A 24436-nucleotide genomic window follows, 5' to 3' on the forward strand; every position below is an offset into this window, starting at 1 on the left:
CGAGCACTTCTCACACCTCACACCGCAAGGATTACCTGCAACGCGACGCTAAACGATCGACAGGTATGTTCCACCATTGCAATGTCCTATCGGCAGGCAGAGGCGAATCATCACGGTTCAGCGGACGGTGACGAGCGACTCCACTACAGTTAAGACGGGAACCACCGCGGCTGCGGCGTCACCGCCGGAGCTGCCTGGAATCCCAAGGTAAACTTGCCCGGGGCAGGTTAGGGATGGGGGCGAGTCGTAGCTTCGCCGTTCTCGTGCCGCCAAGGCCCGTCACGCTCTTCGATTTCGTTGTAGGAATAGAAATGGTCCTTGTCGCGTGCGAAGGGACCGTGGCCACTTGGATGCTGAACGCTCGACGGGAAGAATTTTAGATACTTGCTTCCTAGGACTTCAAATGTTTTCGGATCCGCACCAGCGATAATATGCCGCTCCCAGTAGACTTTTTTGCCGTCTTTCGCATAGCCTGCAAACTTTAGGTCCTCGAAGGTATTGGGATCGACGGTGTCAATGCGTTTGTTGCCAAAAAACACATTGCTCGCGTCGCGGTTCCATCCCTCAGTAGCATAGGGGCCTTTGTGATAACGGCCTCCAGACCAAACGTTGGAGATGTAACCCGGCGACGTTGCCTGGAACGTCGCGGCCACTGCTGGAAGCGTAGTATGTCCTAAGTACGCATGCTTGTCGTCGACCGAAAAATCCCCTTTCAACCGTCGAAACGAACCGGGATCCGCTCCTTCGATTTTGATGGCACGGTAATAAACGTGATCTTTATCGCAAGCGAATCTCCCCGCTTCGTCCAACAATCGGAATGTGGCGGGGTCGGCGCCTAGTATCTCGATTTCACGGACAAGCTTTACAAAAACGTGGTTTTTGTCGACAGCGAAAAGCTCTCCTGGGGGATGGTGCTCCGGAAATACCTGTTCAAAAGCACGAAATGTCTCGGCGTCAGCATCTTCGACGGGCGTAAGCCCCCGTTTACCTGTAAACGGGATGAATCCTCCCGCGAAAACGGCTTGTCCATCGATCACGTGAAAGCCGTAACTTACGGGTTCGTTCTTCTTTGGCTTGATGGATGCCTCCGAAGGTGACTCCAATCCCTGCGTTTCAGTAACGCTTCGGTAGGCAAAATACGTGAGGCCCACGACCAGAATCACGATCGACAAACCGATGATGCGAATCTTGTGTCCGTGCATTATGTAGAGGCCCAAAGGTTGATTGTCGGCCAAGGCAGCGATGTGTTGGCCGTGTGTTGGCTGTACAACGAGCCGCTTGCCATCAGCGGGCGTGGAGAGTGATGCATCCACTGCTGAAAACGGATCACCGCCACTCCGTTGTATCCGCCTGTCACCCGACGTATTGAGGCATCGCGAACATCGTGAACGCCAAGGTAACGGCTTCAGTGGCGGTAAGCAAGCAATCCCCAACACGAACGAGGTCGGAGTTGCAACCACGAAACCAGAATACAGTTACGACGAGCACTATCATCGCCGCAACGACCATTCGTTCAACGTGGGTTAGTGTAATGCCCCAGACAATGGGAGTGTGCCAATACGACGCGCCAGTTTCGGGCAGCGAAACAATCAGCCAAAACATGTGCCAGCAGTAGTGGAACACGAGATAGACAATAACCGTGGTGTGAATAGGTGAAGCCACGAATAGTGGGTCGCGAGCAAATCCACGCGGGCGTTTCGTAAAACCGCGATTCAGCCGCCAGTCGGCAAGCCACAGTCCAGTCGCGACAACAGGGATCAACAACAGAATCAAGGTGGATCATCCCAATCGTTACGAGATGGAACGGCGTGTGTCTATTGAGCCGGTTAACGGCGGAATTCATGGCGTCGCGGAGTTTGAGCATCCAGATTTAGTCCGACCAAACAATCTCTTTTTTCTCGATGAAAAACTGTTCGGCTAGAGATCTCAAGCGAACAGGTTGCGTGGTTGCTTTGCCGACAGGGACCGGTACAGAAAGATGATAACGCAAATTGACTACTTTCTTACCGAGTACGTCGTCCTCAAGCGACTGTTTCTTGAAACTGGCCGAGGTCGCACTTAGGTAAAAGTGGTAGCCAGCGGGAAAACACTCCTCTGCGAGGACGACTTGCAATGCCTTCACAATCAGCATCCGATCTTTTTTGTCGCTCTTTGCGAGCCGCTCGATTGCCACCGCAACCGCCTCGCGGAACCGACCAACCGTAATTGGTACAGGGTCAAGCACCGCGTATTTGGCCTGCAGTTGCTCATTGATCCGCAATACGGTTTTGTCCAAGCTTCGCTCGTCCGGTGGAACCGGTTCCGACGCACCGCTGCTTCCAACAAAGCACAACAGGAGAATCAAAAGGGATCGCGAAATAGTTTGCCATCGAAACATCGATAAATCTCGAATTGTGAACGTACGGGACGATCGGCCGCTATCACCTAGGGAGGCCGATGGATCGTCCATTTCTGAAACCTCGCTCGCCCAGATGCGTTACCCCTGATGGTTCCGCCTCCTTGTCAGCGGAGTTCACTTGGACATCAAGGAGATCAAGTTGTTCATCCAGTAGCGGTTGCATGTATTGCGCATATTCTGGCACTCGCTCCATCGTCGCGCGCAAATCACGTACTCGAGCAACCGCTTCAGCAACATCGTCCGGAATGTTGTTGTAGAACGACCATTGCCACGTGCAGCTACCAACGTGTGCAGATGCAAGGCGACCATCAATGGTCACGATCGTGTGCTGGTCGTAGCTGCGTTCGGAAGTGAAGCCGTAAATCACACAGCGTCCATAGTTCTCGGACCATTGTGGTGACGCGATTGCAAGCATGTCTTGCGTCGTAGCGTCAGCGGGCAATATCCCGTCAGCAAGCGCGATCACGATCGGATCACTCACGGACCGCATCGCACGATAGTTGCGGAAGTCATCAAGCGATCGAATACCGGAAGTACCACAGTAGAACGCTACAGCAACCACAGCGGTGATTACGAGCAGCGTGATTGTTTGTAGCGTCCGAACAGGCATTGTATTGTTGGTAGAACGTCGGTTGTCACCCCGTCCGCGTGGAAGGGGCACCATCAGGCGAAGAATTTTCTTAGAGGTCTCGGTACCCCGTCCTGGCGGTCTTGGTGCGGGCTTTATCCCGACCTTCAAAACGATTGCACACCAACAGGATACCAGAGTTCGATCGGCGGCGAATGATTTTCCTACGAACGCTGAAGCATTGACCGGCGACTCCGTTGACTCTGCGACCTCCGGTTCACCACGCCCACGGCGCCGAATCATGTCGAGCTTTGACCGCACCAACGCGAACCACAAGATCGGCCTCGCAATTTGGCGATCAAATCATCGCCCGTGCAGATCACGCGCACCAATTCGACTGCAAAATTTCGGCCATGCCAAAACAAGAACGTTTTACGTGCGCCAAATAGTGACTTACCAGGTTGGTTAGTGAGATGCTGCCCGAGTGGTTGAGCAACCACTGCCCAAAATTGCTTTCAAAGCCTCGATTTTCATCGCTTTGTTACCTGGCGTTTTAGTTCAGTTGGGCTGTAGTGACGTAGCTGGCACAAGGATATCCCCAAGATCGTTCACACCCTCGACAAGATCGACACTGAATCGGCTCCGCGGCCACTCGGTCTCCTCGCCCAAAATACCCACACGATTAATTCGCCCAGCCTCGTGAAAGACTCGGAACGTCAGCCTTGTATTTGCGGGCAATCCCGCAATGCGGATGCTACCCTCCGAATCAGAGCAGGCTACAAATGGATGATCCAGAACGAACACGTAGGCATGCATCCATGGGTGTCGATTGCAGTCAACCGGAATGGGTGCGGGCTCCGGTCGAGGCACTGGAATCAATCTAGACACGCCTGGTGGAATCTGCACGTCGCGTGGCTGGTTCGCAAAGAAACTGAGGACGGGATTGTGTTGAACTCGTCCGCGATTCACCAGTTCAATCGCATCCCCGGCTTGAGCAATCAAAACATGAGGATCAAACCGATCGTTCGACATTGCCAAACGATGCCTGTTGTCACTTCGTGCAAACGGACCGAGTTTTGTTTCGCCACGGTCCGTGTGGGCGTAAACGACAACGTTTCGGATTCCTTTTGATACGGGATCAATTATCAGTCGTTCATCCAGCACAGGACCGCCAGCTGGCGCGAGGGCAGGTACGATGTTGATCTGCTTGACCGGGGGTGGGACGCCGTCAAAGACGAAACGCATTTTTAGCGTCGCAGTCTCGCCTTGGACATTTGTAACGGCAACCAAGAAGCAGCAAAACGCAGCAACGATATATTTCAAGGGTAAAACTCCGTTAGTCACACAACACCGACCGTCACCAATGGAAGGACGGTAAAGCATCCAGTCGTGTCATTTTGCAAGTCTATTTCTGAGACATCGGGTTTCTATGCATCGTCGGGAGGAACACGCTGAATCGTGAAATCTCGATCGAGCTTCAAGTCATAAAACTCCGGTATCGAAACGTCAATCTGGACGTGCAGAATAACATGTTTCTGCGTCATCTGTTTGACGGTGATGAACGACTCACGAATATCTGAACGAGCGGTGATGGAACCAAAGTGATCTCCGAAAGTGGTAACAGTGAATTCATGGGGCAGCATGAGGGTGAACCGTTGCTCATGCGGGTGGAGCTCACCAGAGCGTGTTGCGGGAACCGGTGAAAGCGTCAATTGGTCACCTTCGACAACATCCAGCGGTAGCTGGAAAGCGACGACGTAGCCGCCATTTTGTCCATACTTCTCGTGCTGCGATTGGGAGTGATGCAGTACCACACAACTCCCCAGGCCATTGATCTGACCTTGGTATTGCCAACCGGAGTCTCGACGTTGCTTCGCAACCCCATTGGAATAATCGTGCCAAAAAAATCGATCGACAGCACGGTTGTCATCTTGGCGAGCAGGGAGACGCCAAACAGTAAAGAACGCTGCAAAGATGCCAACGACCGCAGTGATGGCGACGAGGACTAATAACGTGCGAACGACGAATCGTGTATTCAAGTTTTTCATTCGTCAGAACAGTAGCGATCTGCCGGTCGGGGGAGTTGACGAGCATGAACGCGACAAAACGCCCCATCCGCAAAAGGACAAACACGGGCAAAAACATGCTTGGCAAAAATATGAAGACAAAAGAATAATGGCACTCAACACTCCGATGTTTCAATCTTCCTGTCGCAACAATTTTTCTGTCCGTCACATAGTATTGTCTAGGTATTGTCTAGCACGTTCGAACACGACGAGGCAGCCTGCACCTCGCTCGCTGCCAAGCACTCCTCACTCCTCACTCCGTGTCTCCGTGTCTCCGTGTCTCCGTGTCTCCGTGTCTCCGTGTCTCCGTGTCTCCGTGTCTCCCTGTCTCCATGCCTTGCATCCACCCGCTCGTGTTCAAGCCATTTCCTGTCCGCAACGTGCACGTGCGTCTAGCTATTTCAAGAGCGGTTCGGAGACCTTGCTAGGCTTTTCATCGCCAGAGCCCATCCAGAATTCACCAGTGGTTGAGTCAATGACATAGTATCCGAAGCCGATACCGCCTGTACCGTTTGTAAATGCGGAAATTTGGAAACGCCCAGCCGGCGAACGACCGGCATCACTGGGCGGGGAGAGTAAGGTTGTCCATTTCAAATCCGGCCGCACGCCGCGCTCCGTGTGAATGCCATGGTTGCCCGCAATGTTGGGCCGGCTCACCAAAAACCAGTGCGCTGAGTGATTGAGCTTGAATTCGGATCGACATAGTATGTTGCGCCACCCCCGTCAGGCTCGCTGGGACTGTAGTATACCAGCGATCCTGCGGGACAGTCCCATCCAATGTGACCGAAGCGCAAATCGAACATCTTGCAATCGACAACCTGGCCTTCGTCCATGAAGCCACCACGTTCGACCGCAGAGTATTGGCCGTACTCCTGCCATAGTTCGTCAAGATAAGACCTAAATTCACGTTCAGGCAGTTCGTACCGTGCGAAGTAACCATTCGCGTGTTTGTGCATGAAGATGTCGGTCGCTTTCTCCGGCAAGTATCTACGCGACCGAAAATCAGGAACGTCGTCATAGGAATCGTAGTGAAAGGCTCCAAACCTGACGGTGTCGACCGCCATCATGATACCCGTGCAAGAGGGAATGAACGCGATCAATCCGAATGCTGAGCCGAAGACGAAAGCTTTCGCCCTAGTCAATTTTGGAGGATACGGAAAAGCCGTATAGGCAAGCACCACAAACAGCATTACACCGCATGTGATCTGAAACGGTAGTATCACAGGCCAAAGCATGTACTTTTCAATGTCGAACGATCAGTCCGATAACGGCAACGATCACCCAGTCGCCGCAATTTTAGTTTGTGTTCACGAATCGATCGCGCCGGCGATTTCGGTGCATCGTATTGTTTCTCGATGTTTTGCCGCTGGCCACCCGGATGTTTTGCCGCTGGCAGCCCGTTGATTGTAGCGAGTTGATTGACGTGATCCAAATCCTCGTTCGGCGCACTGCCTGCCCACTGTACACCCATCTTCACAGCACAAAAACCGGCAACGAATGAAACCACAGATAGACGCCGATGAACACAGATTAGCTCCTCACGCATCTGCGTGAATCCGGTTTTATCTGTGGTTCCCACTTCTCAAGTTCCCCGTTTTGCAATCCGACACTCGTCACGTTTGCAGCACAAAAAAAACATCCTCGGCTTCTATCCGTCAGACCACGTTGGACCGCCAAGTCCAATTCATCGAATACTTATTTCCAATCGGAGAACGGTAGCAATGTGCAAGCAGCGGGAGTTGACTTGCAAGCAGACGAAATCGGCGACCACCGCCGCTCCGTCACCATCGCATGGTTACCCGTCATTTGGAGTGTCGAGTTGCAATCAAGTCCGTCTTGCCACCGTTCCATTCAGTCGGCATGGTTTGCTCGCCAGCAATTGCGCCTCGCGGATCCAGCAGATGGATGACCACGCGGTCCTGCGGTCCGCCTGCGTGAGCAGCGACGGCGATCGCAGCAAGCAAAGTTGCAATTAGAATTCGCATTAGTTCAGTCGGGTAACGGCGGAATTCACGGTTGTGGCGGGAGTTGATCATCCATTTCGAATCGCACGGCCACCACCACTCCCGTGCATTTCTCTGGTTCGGCATCATTCTTGTTTTAAAGGCTCACTCTTGAATTCGGAACCAACGATTGCTGATATAACGCGCAAAATCGCAGCTTCTTGTTCAGGTGGGTAGATTGATGTAACGACGAATGTTTGATTGGCTTTTCTTTTCCCGAAGCGAAACTCCGCACCCAAATCCACAGCAAACATAAGCGCGCCGTGCTCGTCTCTATCCAACCTTGACGGCTGAATCAACTCTTCGCATCGATCAAGGAATTCTTCCAAGGTGTGGATCGAGCCAATTGGCGAAAGCAATCGTTGCTGCATATTCGTCTCTACGACTGGGCGGAACACCGGAGAAGATGGTCCAAGCTCTTCAATGCTACCATCGACAAATCTATGAAGAAACAGGTTCCCAAATCCAAGCGGTATCTGCGTAGGCGACGAGTCTGCCCAATCGTGCGAACGCCACATATGCCAAAGCGTTTCTGGCTGGGAAGGTGAGGAAAAATAGTAGTCACCCCAAGCGGTCTTGGCGAAAGGGACAGCATCATGGATGGAATTGCGGGGGATAACAGCGAGTTCATCCAATGAGTCGCAAAATGACAACCATTCGGCCAATACTTGCTTACGTAAAAAGGGCGTCTGCTCCGTAATCGCTTCCGGAGTCAGCACGTCGATGTCGTCCAGGCTGCCGTAACCGAATTCTTTCACAAATAGAGCATAACCTTGCGGAAGTTCTCCACAGGACCGCTCGATCTCATCAATTTCAGCGTCCGTTGCAATGCGACTATGCTGTGAAACGCGATAGATCAAACCCCAATCGAGTCGGTTCAACTTGTGATCTTCAATAGCTGACCTCGCGTTTGGCGTCGATTGCTCTTGCTTGCGATTGCATGCCGCACTAATCAGAATTGCGAACGCTAACAGCAATAGAGTTTTAGAATTCAGGTGCAGCATTCTTCAAGCGACCATCAGCCAGATCCGGAAATCTGGAATTAGCGAAATCATCGAAACGTAGAATAGACGAACGACCGCCATCAGCGGGTGGCGGGAGTTGACTTTTCTTGCACAAAACGCTGGGCACCGCCACTCCGGTGGATGGCATGGTTATCCAGGGTTGTAATGCGTCGCGTTGACAATCTGCGGTACGGAGCGAATTGTTCGCCCCTTAACGTCTAGCTCGCACCACAAAACGGCATGCTCAGAGCGGCCATCACCCTTTCGACTTTCAAAAGGCGAGTAATCTGGTCCCGGACGAGCTCCCCAGTTCCATACCCAACGTCGTTTAGCGAATTCTTCAAGTGGTGTTTCCGCGTAGATATTTCCCGGGGAGATCAAAGTCACCTTGGCGCTCACTCGCAAAACTTCGTATTTCTTCCCCGGAGCGACCGTGACCGTCTCTTCACCAAGTGCCACAGTCGCTTTGTCGCCTCCAATCATTCCCGTTTCCTGTCTCGAACCGAGGTGGAGAGGCCAATGAGTTCCGTTCGATCCGGAAGCACACAAACGAATGCGATTTGGCGAGTAGGTCTTGGGGACGTCCGCAGCTGTTGATGTGCCATTCACAATCGTGATCACAATATCGAAGTTCTCCAACCGTTTCCAATCGCCGTCAGGAGCCTCAATATCGGATTGGAGGATTAGTTGGACGCGAACATCCAATTGGGCGAATGCAGCACCGCCTGTCGAACAGGCAGCCACACAAAGAAAGAGGAGAAGTCGCAAGAGCATGGGTATCTCACGTGGATAACGACACGGATCACGCGGTCGCCGCGAGCAATCCACCACTTCATTAACCACGACTCGGCGACTCGTCGTGCATCCGATTGTTATGGCTTCTTCTTTGGTGTGATCCAGAACATCAGACCACGAGAGACCCCCTCGGGTTCGCTATGGGTGGTTGGCGAAGTCTGTTCATATAGCCGCCGACGATGAAGGATGATCGGTTCATCAAACTTGCAGACCTGTGGTCCGCTTCGTCCAGCGGTTTCGAGAGACGCCGATCCGTTTATGAACTCTTCACGTGATAGCGATATGCGATCGCGAACGGTGTTTCCGTTTCCAAAATTAATTTGCAACATGTAACCAGCATCAAGATCGTTGGTAACTGACGCGGTGATCAATACACCATTCGGTTCGGACGGTATTTCGATACCCAGGAACGATGCCGACGGCGCACCACGCTTTGGAATGTCCTCGGTAACAATGCCCGCATCAAATTGTGTTCCTGGCGGCGCGAAGACACGCCATGACCAGGAGAATTGATCAGTTGTCGGAACTTCGATGACATTCACTCTTGAAACGTCCACAGGAACGAGAAATCCCATCTCTGCTCGCAACATTTCAACTTCGCGCCGCAGTCCGGAATTGCGAATCTGCAATAGCACGATGCCGAGACTTAACGCGATCACCCCAATCGCAACAAGGGTCGTTCGTAGTGAATAGCGTTGCATTCAGGTCAATGCCATAACGAAGTATTTATCGTTGGTTGTGGTGGCGATAAGTGGGGCCTGGGGGTGTTATCGCCGTTTGGACCTTCGGCTCCCTCGGTGACACGTGGAGTGTTATCGCCGGTGCGAGGGAATGTTATCGCCGGTTGGCGACCGCTGAGTATGAGGGGACTTGATTCTTGGGTCAAGCAAAATTGTAAACAACTCTTCCATCCGAGGCATTGACCTGTGATGCAGTCATGCAAAAAGTCAGCAAAGATAGTGCTGCGGCGATGCAGGACGGCGGTAAAATCGATTCAGTACTCCGAAATGCCAACGTTGCTTTCAATGGCCGTGGGAGTGGGCGATGGCCTTTGCTGTGGGGCCACCGCAACCGGGACGGAATCTGCTCCACAGGACCGATTTGACCAGCTTCTCTTTGCCGAATCGGTGTGTTTGCCGAAGGCACTGGAGCGGAAGTATCCCGGAGCCGCACGTGATTTGAAGTGGCAGTCATCAACGCAGAAGTTCAAAAGCACGTCACCTCACATATTTTTCTCACGGTAGCGAGCAGGGGGAGGTCCCGCGAGCATCCGTCGCGGTGGGTTGTTTCTTGTCATGCAGTTGCTCGGCGCTGCGAGTGAGAGGGGGAGGGTGGGTGGAGCTTGGAGTTGGACGAATTGAAAAAGTTAAATTGACAATTGCAAATTTTAAAATGGTTGAAGGTGACGTCTGGACGAGACTGGTGAAGAACCATTGAACAGGAGATAAGGGAGACAACAGAGATGAGGTGTTTTGTAACTCTGTTTCCTCTGTTTGCTCCTGTTCAAATTGTCTGAGCAACTAGACCGCGCAATCGTCGCTTTTGTTGGCGATGGAGAGCTGGTGGCTCGGGCGAGGTTAGATTTAAGAAACCAGTACGGCGGGATCTTTAGCAAGATCCACTACGGGACGGTGGGGCTAGACGGAACGGACGCGGAATTGATGCGCGGTACGAGCGAGCTGGTGACAGGCCCTCACCCGGACGAGGCCTTGAGGGCCCGTCCGACCTCTCCCGTGCTGCGCTCGGGAGAGGTGGCAGATGGAGAATACGTGACTCGTAACTCTGTTTCCTCGGTTTGCTCCTGTTCAAAAAAAAACGCGCAACAAGACCGCGCAATCGTCGCTCTTGTTAGCGATGGAGAGCTGGTGGCTCGGGCGAGGTTAGATTTAAGAAACCAGTACGGCGGGATCTTTAGCAAGATCCACTACGGGACGGTGGGGCTAGACGGAACGGACGCGGAATTGATGCGCGGTACGAGCGAGCTGGTGACAGGCCCTCACCCGGACGAGGCCTTGAGGGCCCGTCCGACCTCTCCCGTGCTGCGCTCGGGAGAGGTGGCAGATGGAGAATACGTGACTCGTAACTCTGTTTCCTCGGTTTGCTCCTGTTCAAAACAGACCGCGCAACAAGACCGCGCAATCGTCGCTCTTGTTGGCGATCGAGAGCTGGTGGCTCGGGCGAGGTTAGGATTAAGAATTCAGTAGGGCGGGATCTTTAGCAAGATCCACTACGGGAAACTGAGGCTAGGCGGAACGGACGCGGAATTGATGCGTGATGCGAGTGAGCTGGTGACAGGCCCTCACCCGGACGAGGCCTTGAGGGCCCGTCCGACCTCTCCCGTGCTGCGCTCGGGAGAGGTGGCAGAAATGGAGAATACGTGACTCGTTACTCTGCTTCCTCGGTTTGCTCCTGTTCAAAAAAGACCGCACAACAAGACCGCACAACAAGACCGCACAACAAGACCGCACAACAAGACCGCACAACAAGACCGCACAACAAGACCGCGCAATCGTCGCTCTTGTTGGCGATGGTGAGCTGGTGGCTCGGGCGAGGTTAGATTTAAGAAACCAGTACGGCTGGATCTTTAGCAAGATCCACTACGGTTGGGGGCGTGTTGCGAGACTCTTAACGGCTTGTTGATTTACTGAGCCGCGACGCGTCAGCGGCCGGGTCCCGCGCGCTACCCGGTGCCTTACGGCCCACGGCTCACTGTTGCGATTTGCATTTCGATTAAATCAACAAGTCGTTGACGAGTTCCGCCGCGAGGGCGGGTTAGCGGGGTAGCTTGCGAGACCCTAGACGTTCGCCTTGCGGAGGACGGACGGGAACGTTGAGTCCTCCCATTGCTGACAATTCGTCGAACATTTGACGACTCATTCGCTCGATCTGCTCGCGATAGCCAGGCACCTCAATCAAGTTGTGCCGCTCGTGGGGATCGGTTTGCAGATCGTAGAATCCGTTTTGATCCCAGACACCGTGGTAGTAGACGTACTTGAACCGTTCATCCCGAATGGCAAACAGCGTGGGGGTCGCTGGAAAATTCCATTCCCAGTGGTACTCGTACAGAATGTGGTCTCGCCAAGCGACGCTTTCGCCTCTCAACAGTGGCAAAAATGACTTGCCGTCCACTTTGGCGTCCGCCGGAATCGCGACCTTCATCGCATCCAACACCGTCGATGCCACGTCGATGTTTTGGATCATTGGATCGATTGTTTTCCCAGCGGGCAGATTGGTCGGAGCATATGCAAGCATCGGAACACGAATCGATTCTTCAAACGCATCGCGTTTATCGTAAAATCCATGCTCGCCCAGCGCGAATCCATTGTCACCCATGTACAACACGAGCGTCGAATCGAGTTGCCCGGCAGCTTTCAGTTTATCGAGCACCCGGCCAATGTTTTCGTCAACACTATGCACCGTCTCACAATAGTCGCGATACAGCGCGTCAAACGATGGGACCGGGTCGTTATCAAACGCACCCGTTTCCATGTGGTCAATCCCGTGAATGCTGTAGCGGCGATCGCGAATCCAGCGCGACTGTGTTTGATAATTCTCTTCGCTGTTCGCCATCGTTTCGGGATATTCGATTTTGCTTTCCGCGTATCGGCCCAGATGCCGCGGAGCAGGCTTGAACGGATAATGCACCGCCTTGTAGGACAAGTACAAAAAGAACGGTTTCGATTGCTCGTCGCTTGACTGCGAATCGATCCACCCGATTGCTTGATCCGTAAGAATGTCGGCGTTGTAACCTTTGAAATGACGCCGGTCGCCATTGATGTTTAATTCGGGATCAAAGTATTCGCCCTGACCTTTGAAACTAACCCAGTGGTCGAAGCCAGGTCGTCGCTCGTCGCTGTCATGTCCCATATGCCACTTGCCCACAAACGCGGTTTTGACTCCCGCATCTTGCAAGTACTCGGGAAAGAATCGTGTTCCCTCAGGCACCGGACGTTGGTTGTCGACGACGCGATGAGCGTGCATGTAACGGCCCGTCAAAATCGACGCGCGGCTGGGCGAGCAAAGCGATGTGGTGACGAAAGCGTTGCGAACGTGGACGCCTCCGGCGGCCATCCGGTCCAGATTCGGAGTCTCTAGAAAATCGGGAGCCTCGTCCATAAACCCCATGAAATCGTAACGGTGGTCATCACTGAGGATGAACACCACGTTGCGAATTTCGGCCAGACATATATTCGTGTGAATCACGAAAAAGCAAACAACGAGAGCGCGTAGATTCATATTTCTGCAACGGTTCGAGTTTGGGTGTGGACACATCCACGCCATCGGACATCTATGTTAGCGGTCTTCCGGCGAGGATCTTCACCGCGAGTTGCGGTTTATAATACTCGCTGTGCGCGGCAATGCGAACGTTCGTCCCACAAGTGCATTGACGCTACTATAACGAAGCAAACGGCGTCACGGCAGCATCCGAAGCTTGATCTGGACGTAGTCCCCCCTTAAGCTCAATCCCTTCGAATTTCGCTCCGATCACGAAACCATGGAAAAACCCTTGAACCGACACGTGACTTTGTGGTTCGCATTCGTGCTGATGGCGTTGACGTCTCCGCTACAGTCCGCCGAACGCCCCAACATTTTGCTGATTGTTTCCGATGACCAGGGTTACAACGACCTGGGGATACTCGGAAACGGCATCTTGACCCCGGCGCTGGATCGGTTGGCAAGCGAAGGCACGCGGTTGACCAATTTTTATGTGGCATGGCCCGCCTGCACACCGTCACGAGCAAGTCTATTGACCGGACGTTATCCGCAGCGAAACGGTGTCTATGACATGATTCGCAACGAGGCTCCGGACTACGGTCTCCGTTATTCGGCCGAAGAGTATGCCGTCACCTTCGAGCGGGTTGGCGGGATGGATGAGCGTGAAGTGATGATTCCGTCGGTGTTAAAATCGGCAGGTTACAAAAGCGGCATTTTCGGAAAATGGGATCTCGGAACGCTGAAGCGATATCTCCCCACCTCGCGTGGCTTTGACGAATTTTATGGGTTCACCAATACCGGCATCGACTACTACACGCACGAGCGATATGGCGTTCCGAGTATGGTTCGTAACCTGTCGCCCACGATCGCGGACAAGGGGACCTACTGTACCTATTTATTCCAACGTGAGGCGTTGCGGTTTATTGACGAGCATGCCACGACCGACCCGTTCTTTTTGTACGTGCCGTTTAACGCGCCGCACAATTCTTCGGCCTTGGATCCCGAGATTCGTTCGTCAGTCCAGGCACCTGAGAAGTACAAAAAGAGGTACCCGCCGGTCGATCCCGAAACAAGAATCACCCCAAAATATAGGTACGGAACCCCGGCGACCGTGGCGACGCCCGATGCGCGACGTCGCGACTACCGCGCTGCGGTGACTTGCATGGACGACGCGATCGGAACGATGCTCGATGCCTTGGAACAGAAACAGATTCTCGATAACACGATCGTCATCTTCTTTTCCGATAACGGTGGCAGTGGCGGAGCCGACAATGCACCTTTGCGAGGCCACAAAGCACAAACGTGGGAAGGAGGCATTCGCGTTCCATGCATCGTGCGTTGGCCCGCCGGGGGTGTGAAGGCTGGCGAAGTCAACGATGCGTTTTTGTCCAGCTTGGAACTGTTGCCGAGTCTTGTCGCGGCTTCGGGTGCTGAGCTACCGAAGGATGTGGTCTTGGATGGCTTTGATTGGTGGCCCACACTCCGCGGCGAAGTCTCGTCACCACGCGAGGAAATGTTTTGGAAGCGGCGGGATCTAATCGCAGCCCGCGTGGGTAAATGGAAGTGGGTGAAAATGGGAAAGAGCGGAGGCTTGTTCGATTTGGACAACGATATCGGTGAACAAAACGATCTGTCCCAATCGCATCCCCAGATTCAGGCGATGCTGAAGCAACGTTATGCTAACTGGGTGAGCGAGATGGAATCCGCCGAGCCACGCGGCCCGTTCCGTGACTATTGAAGCAGCCAGCCACGCTCTGGCGAGCGTGGCTACATCGCACATTTGGGTTAATGGGTGGCTGTAAATGCTGCTCGGCACTGCCCGATCATGCTAGTTCGAAAGTCTTGACGACTTCCGCTACAACCCGAAAACGGGTCGTTAAGCCAGATTCGCTGTGGGCTGTTTCTTCTCGCCTGACAGATCCTTTGTGAACGTATCACGCAAGGTGACTGGTGCAACAGTCTGCGGTTGCTCCGGATCATCATGCCGATGCTGGGCCGCCAGCAGCATGTACAGCGCTGGTACGACAAACAGTGTAAACACGGTACCGATCGCCATTCCGGCCACTAACACGATACCGATACTGTTTCGAGCCTCTGCACCGGCGCCCGTGACAAACACCAAGGGCAAATGACCGAGCATCGTTGCCGCCGATGTCATCAACACCGGTCGCAATCGTGTTTGCGCCGCTTCGAGGATTGCCGACCGCTTTGGCACCCCCGTTTCCTGAAGAGAATTAGCGAACTCGACGATCAAGATTCCGTTCTTGGCCACCAACCCCACCAACGTGATCAGCCCTACCTGGGAATAGATATTGATCGTAGTCAAATCCAAACAGGTCAGCGTTAGCACGCCGGTCATCGCCAACGGCACTGAGCCAAACAGCACGATCAACGGGTCACGAAACGATTTAAATTGGGCGGCAAGCACTAAGTAAATCAGTACCAGTGCAAAGCCCAACGTAACAGCCAATGATGCGCCTTCGCGGCGGATTTGCCGAGATTCACCCGAGTAATCCAAGGTCGCCGACGAACCGACGACATCACTGGCAATCGCCTCCAACGTGGAAAGCCCCTGTTCTTTGGTCACCCCAGGAAACACGGCCGCAAAGATCTTTACGGCACTTTGCTGCTGAAATCGATTCAACGTTCGCGGTGCGGTTTCCGGCTGGACGGATGCAAACGTCGACACCGGAATCAATTGCCCCGAAGGGCTTCGGATCTTCAAGTCCATGAGTGAACCGGTCGATTGTCGATCCGCGGCTTCGAGCTGCGGGATGACGCGATACGAGCGATTGAAGTAATTGAATCGATTGACGTAGCCGCCCCCCAACAACACCCCGAGCTCGCGGCCGACCGCAGCTTGATCGAGTCCGAGGTCGGCCAAACGTTCGCGGTCAACGACCACTCGCGCCTGAGGCAAGTCGACTTTCAAATCAGTATCCACGAACATGAACAGATTCGCCTCGCGTCCGCGTCGCACGATCTCTTCGGCCAGTTCACGCTGACGCTCTACCGGCAGATCGCTCTTGAGCACCAACTCGACGTCATAGTTGCCCGCTCCGGGAAGGGGAGGCACGAGCACCGGGAACGCTTCTAGACCAGGATTTTGCGATGCGATGCCGAACACTTGCGGCAATATCTGTTGAGTACTGCGAGCGCGTTCGTCCCAATCCTTGGTGATCACGCCACCAAAACCGCCACCGGCGGTAACGACGGCCCACATGTATTCGGATTCTTCGATTGCCTGAAAGCCGGTCGCCAATTGGCCCGCCCATCGCGTCGTAGAGCGTAGTGTCGAATCCGGAGCGGCGGCCAACATCACGGCGATCGCCCCTTCGTCTTCGACCGGCGCCAATTCTTTGGCCGAGAATAGGTACAGCGGAAATGCGGCCGCGGCGGCAAGCAGCGTGGCCAACGCAATGGACCATCGCAATTCCAGCACCATCGACAAAACGCTCGCGTAGCGGCGACGCACCGCAGCAAAAATGCGATTGACCAGCCGAGTCATGGCTCCTTCGCGGCCATCGGCCGGTAACAAATACGCGCTCATGATCGGTGACAGCGTGACCGCGACGACGCCGGAAACGACCACGGCAGCCGCCAACGTGAAGGCGAATTCGCGGAACAGCATCCCCGTCAACCCTCCTTGAAAACCGATCGGTGCATAAACCGTCGCAAGCGTGATTGTCATCGCCAAAATGGGACCGACCAATTCACGCGCTCCGACGAGCGCCGCCTGGATTTTGCCGTGACCGTCTTGCAGATGACGCTGCACATTTTCGACAACCACAATCGCATCATCCACGACCAAACCAACCGCTAACACGATCGCAAGCAGCGTCAGCAGGTTGAGCGAAAACCCAAGCAGGTACATCACGATCGCGGCGCCGACCAAGGACACCGGCATCGCCACCAACGGCACCAGCGCCGAGCGAACCGATCCCATAAACAGGAATACGACAAATCCAACAATCACGATCGTTTCGGTCAGCGTTTTGGAAATTTCTGAAAGCGATCGCCGCATAAACTTGGTGCCGTCATAGGCTAGTTGCATATCGACGTGGCCGGGGAGTTCCGGTTCCAATTCCGCCATTGCCTCGTGCAATCGCGTGGCCACTTCAATCTCGTTGCTGCCGGGTAACGGCCACACGCTGACGTAAATCGCTTCGCGACCGCGGTACATCGCCGTCGCCGTAGGCTCTTCGCTGCCGAGTTCCACACGAGCGATGTCCGATAACCGGATGATCGTGCCCGGTCCGTTGGCCGAGGCGGGGGCCTGCCAAACGATCAAATCTCCAAATTCTTCAACGCTTCGCAAATCGGTGTTCGTCAGCAGGTCGATCTGGACCGTGTCGCTTTTGACTTGCCCGATCGCCGCCAAAAAGTTGTTACGCTGCAGCGCCGAATAAACATCGCCAGGCGTCAAGTTCAATTCGCTCAAACGCTCCGGTGAGATCCAAATTCGCATCGCGGGCGTCTGCCCCGCTTCGATCCCTACCTTCTGTACCCCAGGCACAATCGATAACCGCGGCTGGACATTGCGAGTCAGATAATCGGTCAGTGCGGGTAAGTTGAATCGATCCGACGTGAAGCTCAAGTAGAACGACGCGTACGGACGATCAGCGCGAACCAATTCGATCGTCGGCGGTTCCGCTTCGGCAGGCAGCTCGCTTCGCACTTGCTGCAATCGTGCGTTGACCTCCGCCAACGCTTTGGTCGAATCATGATTCAAGTTCAACCGCACCGTGACAGTACTGATCCCCGCGATACTGCTGGACTCGACATAATCGATGCCCGCTACGGATGAAACCGCACGCTCGATCGGCGTCGTTAGAAATCCGCGGACCGTTTCAGCACTGGCGCCAAAATAAACGGTCGTGACCGTGATCGAGGTGCTTTCCAATTTAGGAAATTGCTGGATCGGTAACGACGTCGCACACCGCACGCCGACCAGCACCAAGATCAAGTTAACGACAATCGCAAGCACTGGATGCCGAATAAATAGGTCGGTAATCGCTTTCACTTTGTTGTCCCCGCGTCGCCTAATGCATCCGCAGCTCGGACCGAGGCGGTTTTCGTTACCGCTGTCACATCGGACAACAAGGCACCGTCGTATACTTTGAACGATCCATCGGCGACTACTCTTTCCCCGTCTTCGACCCCCGAGATGATACGAACGTTGGGATCTTCGCTGCCCGCAACGATCACGTCACGCGACTCAGCTCGCAACTGGCCGTCTCGCTCGGATACGACATACACCAACGTCCCGCTGGGACCACGACGAACCGCCGTCGCAGGAATCAATCTCGCCGTGATCGCAGGACCGTAGGGCACCGTCACTTGCACCGAATCGTTAGGTTGCAATATCGCAGGCGGATTGTCCAATCGAGCCCGCGCGGTCACCGAACGCGAGATCGCGTTAGCCGACGCGTCCAACGCCACAATGGTTGCCGTCAACGGCAATCCCGCCGTTCCGACCCTCAGTTGGACTTGATCGCCAATCGTCACTGCGTCCGCCACGTGCGATGGCATCGCGAAGTCGACTTTCAAGTAGTCCGCGATCCCTTCGAGGGTGGTGATCTCGGTGCCTGCGACCAAGTATTCGCCAAGATGCAGATCAAACAGTCCGACACGTGCCTTGAACGGTGCACGCAGCGTTTTCTTGTCGATACGAACCCGCAACTCGTCAATCATCGCTTCGGCTCGTGTCAATTCCGCTTCGGCGACGTCCAGTTCCGATTCGCTGTTGGCGTTGGCGCGATTCAAGCGGCGGGCTCGCTGTAACGCAGAATCTGCCAACTTGCGTGACGCCTCCGCACTTTTTAATTGAGCCTGTTCGCTGCGATCATCCAATTGGATCAGGACCGCGTCCTTTTCGACTTCACCGCCCGGTTCCATCAGAACCTTCGTGACAGCTCCGGCCAATTCATTTCGCAACGCAATCGACTCGGGGGCCAACATGTTGCCGATGACCACCGACGTCTGGCGAAACGTAGTCGATTTGGCAGCCGTGACGGTTACCGCAACAGGCATTTCCGGTGGCGGCGGTGCCGACATCGACGCTTTGATCTGTCGGCCTTTGGCATAAGCGATGCCCGCTAGCAGCCCGAGGACACCGGCGACGACGACAACCGATCCGATCGCCGTTCGCAGCCAACGGCCGCGAGATCGTTTTGATGGCACTTGATTCATGTTCGTCCGTTTTCACTCGGATTGGGCTTACTTGGATTGGGCTTCGTCTTCATCGTTATTTCGCTCGAAATTAACTGATTCAACTTTTTGCGGATTCGCTTCGTTCGCGGAACGATGGTCTCGTTCGCCGCGATCATCGATTGTAACCAGACGCCATCAAGTGCAACGACAATCAAATCGGCGAGATCGCGTGACAACCCGTCGTTGCGGATTAAATGGAATAGGGTTTGATAAACCTCATCGACCAGCGATTTGCTTCCGTCCCCCTGGATCAATGCCACCATCACCGCAGCACAATCGTTGTTCGCGTCAGGTTCGGAATCGCTTGGTTCCCCCAGAAAAAGATCTAAAATCGCTTTAGCCCGCTTTCCCGTCCCAGCCGCATGCTGGTTCGCGGTCTGTTGGATTAAGTCCAAGTAATCACGAACGGATTGTTGAAGAAACGCGTCGACCAACGCTTCTTTGGTAGGAAAGTGATGCATCAACCCTCCTTTGCTGAGTCCCGCTTTGCGACAAACCGCCGAGAGGGTCACCGCAGGCAGTCCACCGTGCAGGATTAATTGCATCACCGAATCAAGGATTCGATCAGTCGTTTCAGGTGCTTTCGTCGTAGGCATTCGCCAATCGTACCGACCGGTCGGTCGGTATACAAGCGGGTCCAGCGGGAACTCCGTTTCACTCGCTTTAGGAGTACCGCGCGCCCCATCAACCGAATGGATTCTTCGAACGTGCCCGCGCGCGTTTGGCACTGTCACATTGACCGGTTGCAGGCTGACTGTTGCCTGATTCGATGCTGTCGGCAGTGACCTATCCGAAAAAAGGTGTCGGACACCTTTTTGCAAGGATAGGCAAGGTGGGGGCACTGGAATGCCATCGAAAAACGCGAAAATCTTGCTTTTTCAACTGATTTGGCAATTATTCCACTCGCTAAGGCTTTACAACGCCATTTAGGGGCCCCTAAAGTTACTGGAAGGTCCATTGCGGGCCGGCAAAGCGACTTTCGGGCCCATTGCGCCGATAGCATGCTTTGCACACTTATCTATTTATCTGCTCGTCTACTTATCAACAGGTCATGTTATGTATTGGAAAAGAAGCAAACACGGGTTCACCTTGGTGGAACTACTGGTGGTGATCGCAATCATTGGCGTTCTCGTCGGACTCTTACTTCCGGCTGTCCAGGCAGCGCGTGAAGCCGCACGCCGAATGAGTTGCAGCAACAATTTCAAACAACTTGGTCTGGCCATTCACAACTATCATTCCGCATACAAGCAAGTTCCGACCCATGGCACCGGAACACAGCCGGATCCACCCGACAGTTGGTTCAGAACCAGCACGCAAGGAAACCGCTATCGGCTGAGTATGTTGGTGCCTGCATTGCCATTCATCGAGCAGCAGGCGTTATGGGAGCAGATTTCGAATCCGAATGCGTCCCGGACCGATGGCAACACCTCGGCGGCGGTGGGAACTCCGGCAGCACCTTGGCCGGCGATGGGCCCGACGCCCGACCAGATCCAGTACATCCCGTGGGCAACAGAGGTCAAGGCTTTTCGCTGTCCTAGCGATCCGGGCTTTGGGCTTCCCGCGTTAGGCCGCACCAACTATGCCGCCTGCGTCGGTGATTCGTCGTGGCAAGTTTACTTCGGCCCCTACAACAACAACCGCAGTAAGATCACAACGGCGCGGAGCAAGATGGCGAGAGCTTCTCACCGAGGTTTCTTCAAGCCGCTGCAGGCCACTTCATTCCGAGATTGTTTGGATGGTTTGTCCAACACGATCGCGATGGGCGAAATCATGACCGACCTGGGTGACAACAGCAATCGCACCCAAGTGACTGAAAATGGGGCAAACACCAGCGCCCCTGGCATTTCGCTGGGTAACATCCGCAACAACCCGTCACGATGTTTACCATTGGTTGACCCCGAGCGTCCCAGTTTTTGGAACCCTACTTACAAAATGGTTTCGCGTGCTGCCTTTGGTCGTGGCTACCGATGGGCAGACCAAGGGCCGTTGTTCAGTGGCTGCATGACGATCCTTTCGCCAAACCGTGAGATCTGTGGACCTTTCAACACCTTGGGCACCACGCTGATCGCTACGATGTCGAGCCATCATCAAGGGGGATGTCATGTGTTGATGGGGGACGGGGCCGTCAAGTTTGTCACCGATTCAATCGAAGCGGGCGATCAAACAGCGCGATCAATCAATCAGGCCTACAACCCTGGCGCCAAGAGTCCGTACGGACTGTGGGGAGCGCTGGGCACACGTGCTAGCCGAGAAACGATCGATAGTGACTTCTAGTTGACAGGCTTACCATTTTCTCGCCCTTTGGTTAAACCGCGAGACTTTCCAAAGGGCGATTCTACGGAGCTAACCCCCATCCTTAAACGCCCTCATTCCTTGAGACCCATCCAATGAAAATTCTATCTGTTGCTGTGTTGCTCTTGTTCGGCTCGATCCTCTGTGGATGCGACGACGAGTCCAATCGAACCGTCACCGATGGTGCCGATGCGCAAGCAATCGCCGACTATGAAGCCGCGCTTGCGGCGGCAACCACGGGGGTATCGGAAGAAGAAATGACGGAGGAAGAAGATTGACAATGATGCACGGACACGAGTCTTCATGATTCGCCATCCGGGTGTCTACACGCTCAGTCCATCGCCGGCGGTGACATGCAAATTAGAACAAGTGTCTAAATTGCATCTCCCTTCGGCGATTTTTTTTGACTCGGTAACCTTAAGATGCTCGGCACTTCGCAGCGTGAAAAAACGACATAAAACCGGTGGCTCGCTCTGCTGCAAAAAAACGCCTTGGGTTGCCACAGCAATGATGCCTTATGAGGGGTCGTCACTTTCGCTGGCGAGTTGCGTCAGGTCCAGCGTGGCTTCGACGGCAGCCGGAGCGTTCGCTGCATCGTCGCTGCGACTGCGGACGCCGGAGCCTCGTTCGTGGCGTCCCCACCAGCGATCGCCATCTTCGATTGTCCATCGTTTTGCCTCTTTGCACCGCAGCAGCAACTGAGCGAGATCGCGGGCAGTCTGAGGCCGCTTGGCTCGCGATTTTTCGAGACAACTCAGAATCGCATCTTCCAGATCGCTGGACACTTTCGTGTTGCCGCGTTTCGATGGAGCCACGGGAGCTTCGTCAATGTGTTTCTGGCACAGCTCGGTCAAGCCGTCCGCAGCAAACACCGGTTCTCCGGTCAACAAGAAGTAAGCCACGGCGCCGACGGCGTAGATATCAGTGCGAGCATCGACCGACATCGGCGCCTGGATCGCTTCGGGCGACATGTAAAGCGGCGTTCCAGTCAGCGTACCGCCGCCGAGCATCGCCCCCGGCGTTTGCGGTTCCATCGCTTTGACCAGACCAAAATCAAGCACTTTGACCACATCGGGCTCACAACCGCGTCGGTTCAGCATCACGTTGGCGGGTTTAATGTCACGATGTACTAAGCCTTTGGAATGAGCCTCGTAGAGTGAGTTGCAAATTTGCAGCAGGATATGGATCACGCGTGGTTCGGGCTGCGGTCCGTACTTGCGAACAAGCTCTTGCAAATCGATCCCATCAAGGTATTCCATCGCATAATAAAACACGCCTTCGGGTGTACGACCGTAGTCGTAGATTGCAATCGTGTTGAAATGGTTCAACTGGCACGTGATTTGGACTTCGCGTTCAAAGTGTTTGATTGAGTTTTCATCGATACGATCGGCATGCAACAGTTTGATTGCCGTTGGCCGCCGCATCATCGAATGTCGGCCTTTGTAAACGACTCCCATGCCTCCTTCGCCAAGTTTGCCTTCGAGCGTGTATTGCCCCAACTGCTGAGCTTCGATGACGGCCGCGCGAGCTTGACGTTGTAAACGAGCGACCACAACCATGAACACAAAGATGGCGATCGCGCTAAGAATCAGCAGCAGGTAGATCAGCAAAAACGTTCGCTGCAAAATCACCAAGGGACGGAACGCCTGCGCCGCTTCGACCTCGGTCGTCACCCCGATTCCGTATTTCGGCAGCCAGGTCCAAGCGCCGATCACAGCGACGCCACGATAATCACGATAACCATCAACATCGATTCCTGAGTTGCCCGCGAGTGCCTCCGCTGCATTCTTGGTCATCGGCAATTGCGATCGCCGCACCTCCGGTCGCTCTCCGCGAGTCATATCGACACCGGGATCACGCACCCTCAGTTCGAGCATCGATTGCGACTGCTCGCGATCGGGCAACAAGCCGAGCAAAATCAACTCTTCGTCAAACCGGCTATTCGAGATCATCAGCCCTTCGGAATTGAAGGCGTAGGTCTCGCCGGACGAGCCGACTTGGCCGAGTTGCAATATTTGCGTGAATTCGCGTTCGGGTCGAATCTGCATTCCCAACACACCGATGATCTGGAACGACGCGTCGCGGATCGGGGCGCAGACGTACATCGTGGGAACGCCCATACGGTTGCGTCCGTCGCTACTTTTGAGCATCACCACGCTGGGAAAGGGGGGCGATACGATCGTGTCTCCATCAAGGGCGTGGTCCAAAAAGGTCTCGTACTCGGGGATGTCCTGCTCGCCAATCAGCGCCGCGTGCGAGGACGAGACGATGCGTTTCGTCTTATCCGCCACGATGAATCCCACGTAGTCGTGAGCGGCCATTGCGGCAGCTAATTCCGTGGCAAGTTGCGAGTGAACATCCAATGCATTGCTGACATCCGGCGACGCCCCTGCGACCGAAGCGGGCGTTTTTGGCTGCAGTATCTGATAAACGGTTTGACGGACCTGAGCGTCATTGGCCAACGATTCGGCGGTGGACTCTTGAACCGCGAACCATTTTTTCAACATTTCGGTTTCCAGCGTCACCAGCGACTGAAGCCCCGAGCTGACGTTGGCCTTGATCGTTGTTTCGATCGCGTGGCGGACACCGAATCCAATCACCGACAGGATAAGTACCGCGATGATGGGCCAAATCCAAAGCTGTTTTTTTAAGAACACGCCCGTCCGCGTCACCGTGTTCGAAATGCTTCGCGAAGCCCATGTCATGTGAGCTTGCGGTTCGGTCGATGGACGTGTCGAGCGTCGAAACAGATTGAGCGGATTCATGGAGGATTTTTTTCGCACGGCGTCGGCATCGCACGACGTCCAATGAGAGCCCCGAGCGATCTGAATTCAGAAGCTTCTAGAGTAATCGAAAATCTGCGAGCTGTCCGAGAGAGCAAG

At 54.4% G+C, this 24436-nt stretch carries 19 protein-coding genes; 3 read left to right on the forward strand and 16 right to left on the reverse strand.

The features are described from left to right. Positions 1-227: 227 nt before the first annotated feature. From ABD971_RS22265 to ABD971_RS22320, 12 genes are all read right to left on the reverse strand, one after another. The gene (locus ABD971_RS22265) at positions 228-1202 is read right to left on the reverse strand and encodes a DKNYY domain-containing protein (RefSeq protein ID WP_345325700.1); all 975 of its coding nucleotides are present in this window, start codon (positions 1200-1202) and stop codon (positions 228-230) included. 151 nt (positions 1203-1353) lie between these two features. After that, the gene (locus ABD971_RS22270) at positions 1354-1773 is read right to left on the reverse strand and encodes a hypothetical protein (RefSeq protein ID WP_345325702.1); all 420 of its coding nucleotides are present in this window, start codon (positions 1771-1773) and stop codon (positions 1354-1356) included. A 97-nt stretch (positions 1774-1870) separates the two neighbouring features. Next, positions 1871-2377 carry a hypothetical protein gene (locus ABD971_RS22275; protein WP_345325704.1) on the reverse strand — a complete coding sequence of 169 codons (507 nt, stop codon included), beginning with the start codon at positions 2375-2377 and terminating at the stop codon, positions 1871-1873. A gap of 43 nt (positions 2378-2420) precedes the next feature. After that, complete coding sequence (locus ABD971_RS22280) at positions 2421-3008, reverse strand: hypothetical protein (protein ID WP_339946345.1); 588 nt, start codon at positions 3006-3008, stop codon at positions 2421-2423. 516 nt (positions 3009-3524) lie between these two features. Then, positions 3525-4289: a cupredoxin domain-containing protein gene (locus tag ABD971_RS22285; protein WP_345325706.1), complete on the reverse strand. Its 765-nt coding sequence runs from the start codon at positions 4287-4289 to the stop codon at positions 3525-3527. 104 nt (positions 4290-4393) lie between these two features. Beyond that, a complete protein-coding gene (locus ABD971_RS22290) occupies positions 4394-5005 on the reverse strand; it encodes a hypothetical protein (protein WP_345325708.1) in 612 nt (203 codons plus the stop codon). Between the two features lie 680 nt (positions 5006-5685). Then, positions 5686-6267 (reverse strand): hypothetical protein, encoded by a 582-nt coding sequence (locus tag ABD971_RS22295; RefSeq protein ID WP_345325710.1) that lies wholly within the window; start codon positions 6265-6267, stop codon positions 5686-5688. A gap of 567 nt (positions 6268-6834) precedes the next feature. Next, positions 6835-7017, reverse strand: a complete 183-nt coding sequence (locus ABD971_RS22300) for a hypothetical protein (RefSeq protein ID WP_339946349.1) — start codon at positions 7015-7017, stop codon at positions 6835-6837. A gap of 104 nt (positions 7018-7121) precedes the next feature. Further along, complete coding sequence (locus ABD971_RS22305) at positions 7122-7916, reverse strand: SMI1/KNR4 family protein (RefSeq protein WP_345325712.1); 795 nt, start codon at positions 7914-7916, stop codon at positions 7122-7124. A gap of 273 nt (positions 7917-8189) precedes the next feature. Next, positions 8190-8813: a hypothetical protein gene (locus ABD971_RS22310; protein ID WP_345325714.1), complete on the reverse strand. Its 624-nt coding sequence runs from the start codon at positions 8811-8813 to the stop codon at positions 8190-8192. A gap of 98 nt (positions 8814-8911) precedes the next feature. Next, a complete protein-coding gene (locus ABD971_RS22315; protein ID WP_339946352.1) occupies positions 8912-9535 on the reverse strand; it encodes a hypothetical protein in 624 nt (207 codons plus the stop codon). A gap of 2071 nt (positions 9536-11606) precedes the next feature. Continuing rightward, complete coding sequence (locus ABD971_RS22320) at positions 11607-13070, reverse strand: sulfatase family protein (protein WP_345325717.1); 1464 nt, start codon at positions 13068-13070, stop codon at positions 11607-11609. Between the two features lie 271 nt (positions 13071-13341). Between ABD971_RS22320 and ABD971_RS22325 the strand changes: the two genes are divergently transcribed. After that, entirely contained in the window at positions 13342-14787 is a 1446-nt protein-coding gene (locus tag ABD971_RS22325; protein ID WP_345325719.1) for a sulfatase-like hydrolase/transferase, read from the forward strand. 138 nt (positions 14788-14925) lie between these two features. Here ABD971_RS22325 and ABD971_RS22330 read toward each other — a convergent pair whose 3' ends face one another. Genes ABD971_RS22330 through ABD971_RS22340 form a run of 3 tightly spaced genes read right to left on the reverse strand, consistent with a single transcriptional unit; the run spans position 14926 to position 19858 of the window. Beyond that, the gene (locus tag ABD971_RS22330; RefSeq protein WP_339946355.1) at positions 14926-18072 is read right to left on the reverse strand and encodes an efflux RND transporter permease subunit; all 3147 of its coding nucleotides are present in this window, start codon (positions 18070-18072) and stop codon (positions 14926-14928) included. Further along, positions 18069-19241 (reverse strand): efflux RND transporter periplasmic adaptor subunit, encoded by a 1173-nt coding sequence (locus ABD971_RS22335; protein WP_339946356.1) that lies wholly within the window; start codon positions 19239-19241, stop codon positions 18069-18071. Before ABD971_RS22335 ends, ABD971_RS22330 begins: the two co-directional genes overlap by 4 nt. Continuing rightward, positions 19238-19858, reverse strand: a complete 621-nt coding sequence (locus ABD971_RS22340; protein WP_345325722.1) for a TetR/AcrR family transcriptional regulator — start codon at positions 19856-19858, stop codon at positions 19238-19240. Before ABD971_RS22340 ends, ABD971_RS22335 begins: the two co-directional genes overlap by 4 nt. Positions 19859-20318: 460 nt before the next feature. On the opposite strand from ABD971_RS22340, the gene ABD971_RS22345 reads away from it, so the two are divergent. Then, the gene (locus tag ABD971_RS22345) at positions 20319-21536 is read left to right on the forward strand and encodes a DUF1559 family PulG-like putative transporter (protein ID WP_339946358.1); all 1218 of its coding nucleotides are present in this window, start codon (positions 20319-20321) and stop codon (positions 21534-21536) included. A 113-nt stretch (positions 21537-21649) separates the two neighbouring features. After that, on the forward strand, positions 21650-21832 hold the full coding sequence (locus ABD971_RS22350; protein WP_345325725.1) for a hypothetical protein: 183 nt from the start codon (positions 21650-21652) through the stop codon (positions 21830-21832). 237 nt (positions 21833-22069) lie between these two features. Here the strand turns inward: ABD971_RS22350 and ABD971_RS22355 are convergent, their stop codons facing one another. Beyond that, positions 22070-24319, reverse strand: coding sequence for a serine/threonine protein kinase (locus ABD971_RS22355; protein WP_345325727.1), 2250 nt, complete (start codon positions 24317-24319; stop codon positions 22070-22072). Positions 24320-24436 lie beyond the last annotated feature (117 nt).

Source organism: Novipirellula rosea (assembly GCF_039541335.1).
In the GTDB taxonomy this organism is placed as follows: domain Bacteria; phylum Planctomycetota; class Planctomycetia; order Pirellulales; family Pirellulaceae; genus Novipirellula; species Novipirellula rosea.

Bases quoted from the DNA above. Each gene is read 5' to 3' on its own strand.
- ABD971_RS22265 (WP_345325700.1), bottom strand. From the start codon at position 1,202: ATGCACGGACACAAGATTCGCATCATCGGTTTGTCGATCGTGATTCTG.
- ABD971_RS22275 (WP_345325704.1), bottom strand. From the start codon at position 2,377: ATGTTTCGATGGCAAACTATTTCGCGATCCCTTTTGATTCTCCTGTTG.
- ABD971_RS22280 (WP_339946345.1), bottom strand. From the start codon at position 3,008: ATGCCTGTTCGGACGCTACAAACAATCACGCTGCTCGTAATCACCGCT.
- ABD971_RS22295 (WP_345325710.1), bottom strand. From the start codon at position 6,267: ATGCTTTGGCCTGTGATACTACCGTTTCAGATCACATGCGGTGTAATG.
- ABD971_RS22300 (WP_339946349.1), bottom strand. From the start codon at position 7,017: ATGCGAATTCTAATTGCAACTTTGCTTGCTGCGATCGCCGTCGCTGCT.
- ABD971_RS22310 (WP_345325714.1), bottom strand. From the start codon at position 8,813: ATGCTCTTGCGACTTCTCCTCTTTCTTTGTGTGGCTGCCTGTTCGACA.
- ABD971_RS22315 (WP_339946352.1), bottom strand. From the start codon at position 9,535: ATGCAACGCTATTCACTACGAACGACCCTTGTTGCGATTGGGGTGATC.
- ABD971_RS22320 (WP_345325717.1), bottom strand. From the start codon at position 13,070: ATGAATCTACGCGCTCTCGTTGTTTGCTTTTTCGTGATTCACACGAAT.
- ABD971_RS22335 (WP_339946356.1), bottom strand. From the start codon at position 19,241: ATGAATCAAGTGCCATCAAAACGATCTCGCGGCCGTTGGCTGCGAACG.
- ABD971_RS22340 (WP_345325722.1), bottom strand. From the start codon at position 19,858: ATGCCTACGACGAAAGCACCTGAAACGACTGATCGAATCCTTGATTCG.
- ABD971_RS22345 (WP_339946358.1), top strand. From the start codon at position 20,319: ATGTATTGGAAAAGAAGCAAACACGGGTTCACCTTGGTGGAACTACTG.
- ABD971_RS22350 (WP_345325725.1), top strand. From the start codon at position 21,650: ATGAAAATTCTATCTGTTGCTGTGTTGCTCTTGTTCGGCTCGATCCTC.
- ABD971_RS22355 (WP_345325727.1), bottom strand. From the start codon at position 24,319: ATGAATCCGCTCAATCTGTTTCGACGCTCGACACGTCCATCGACCGAA.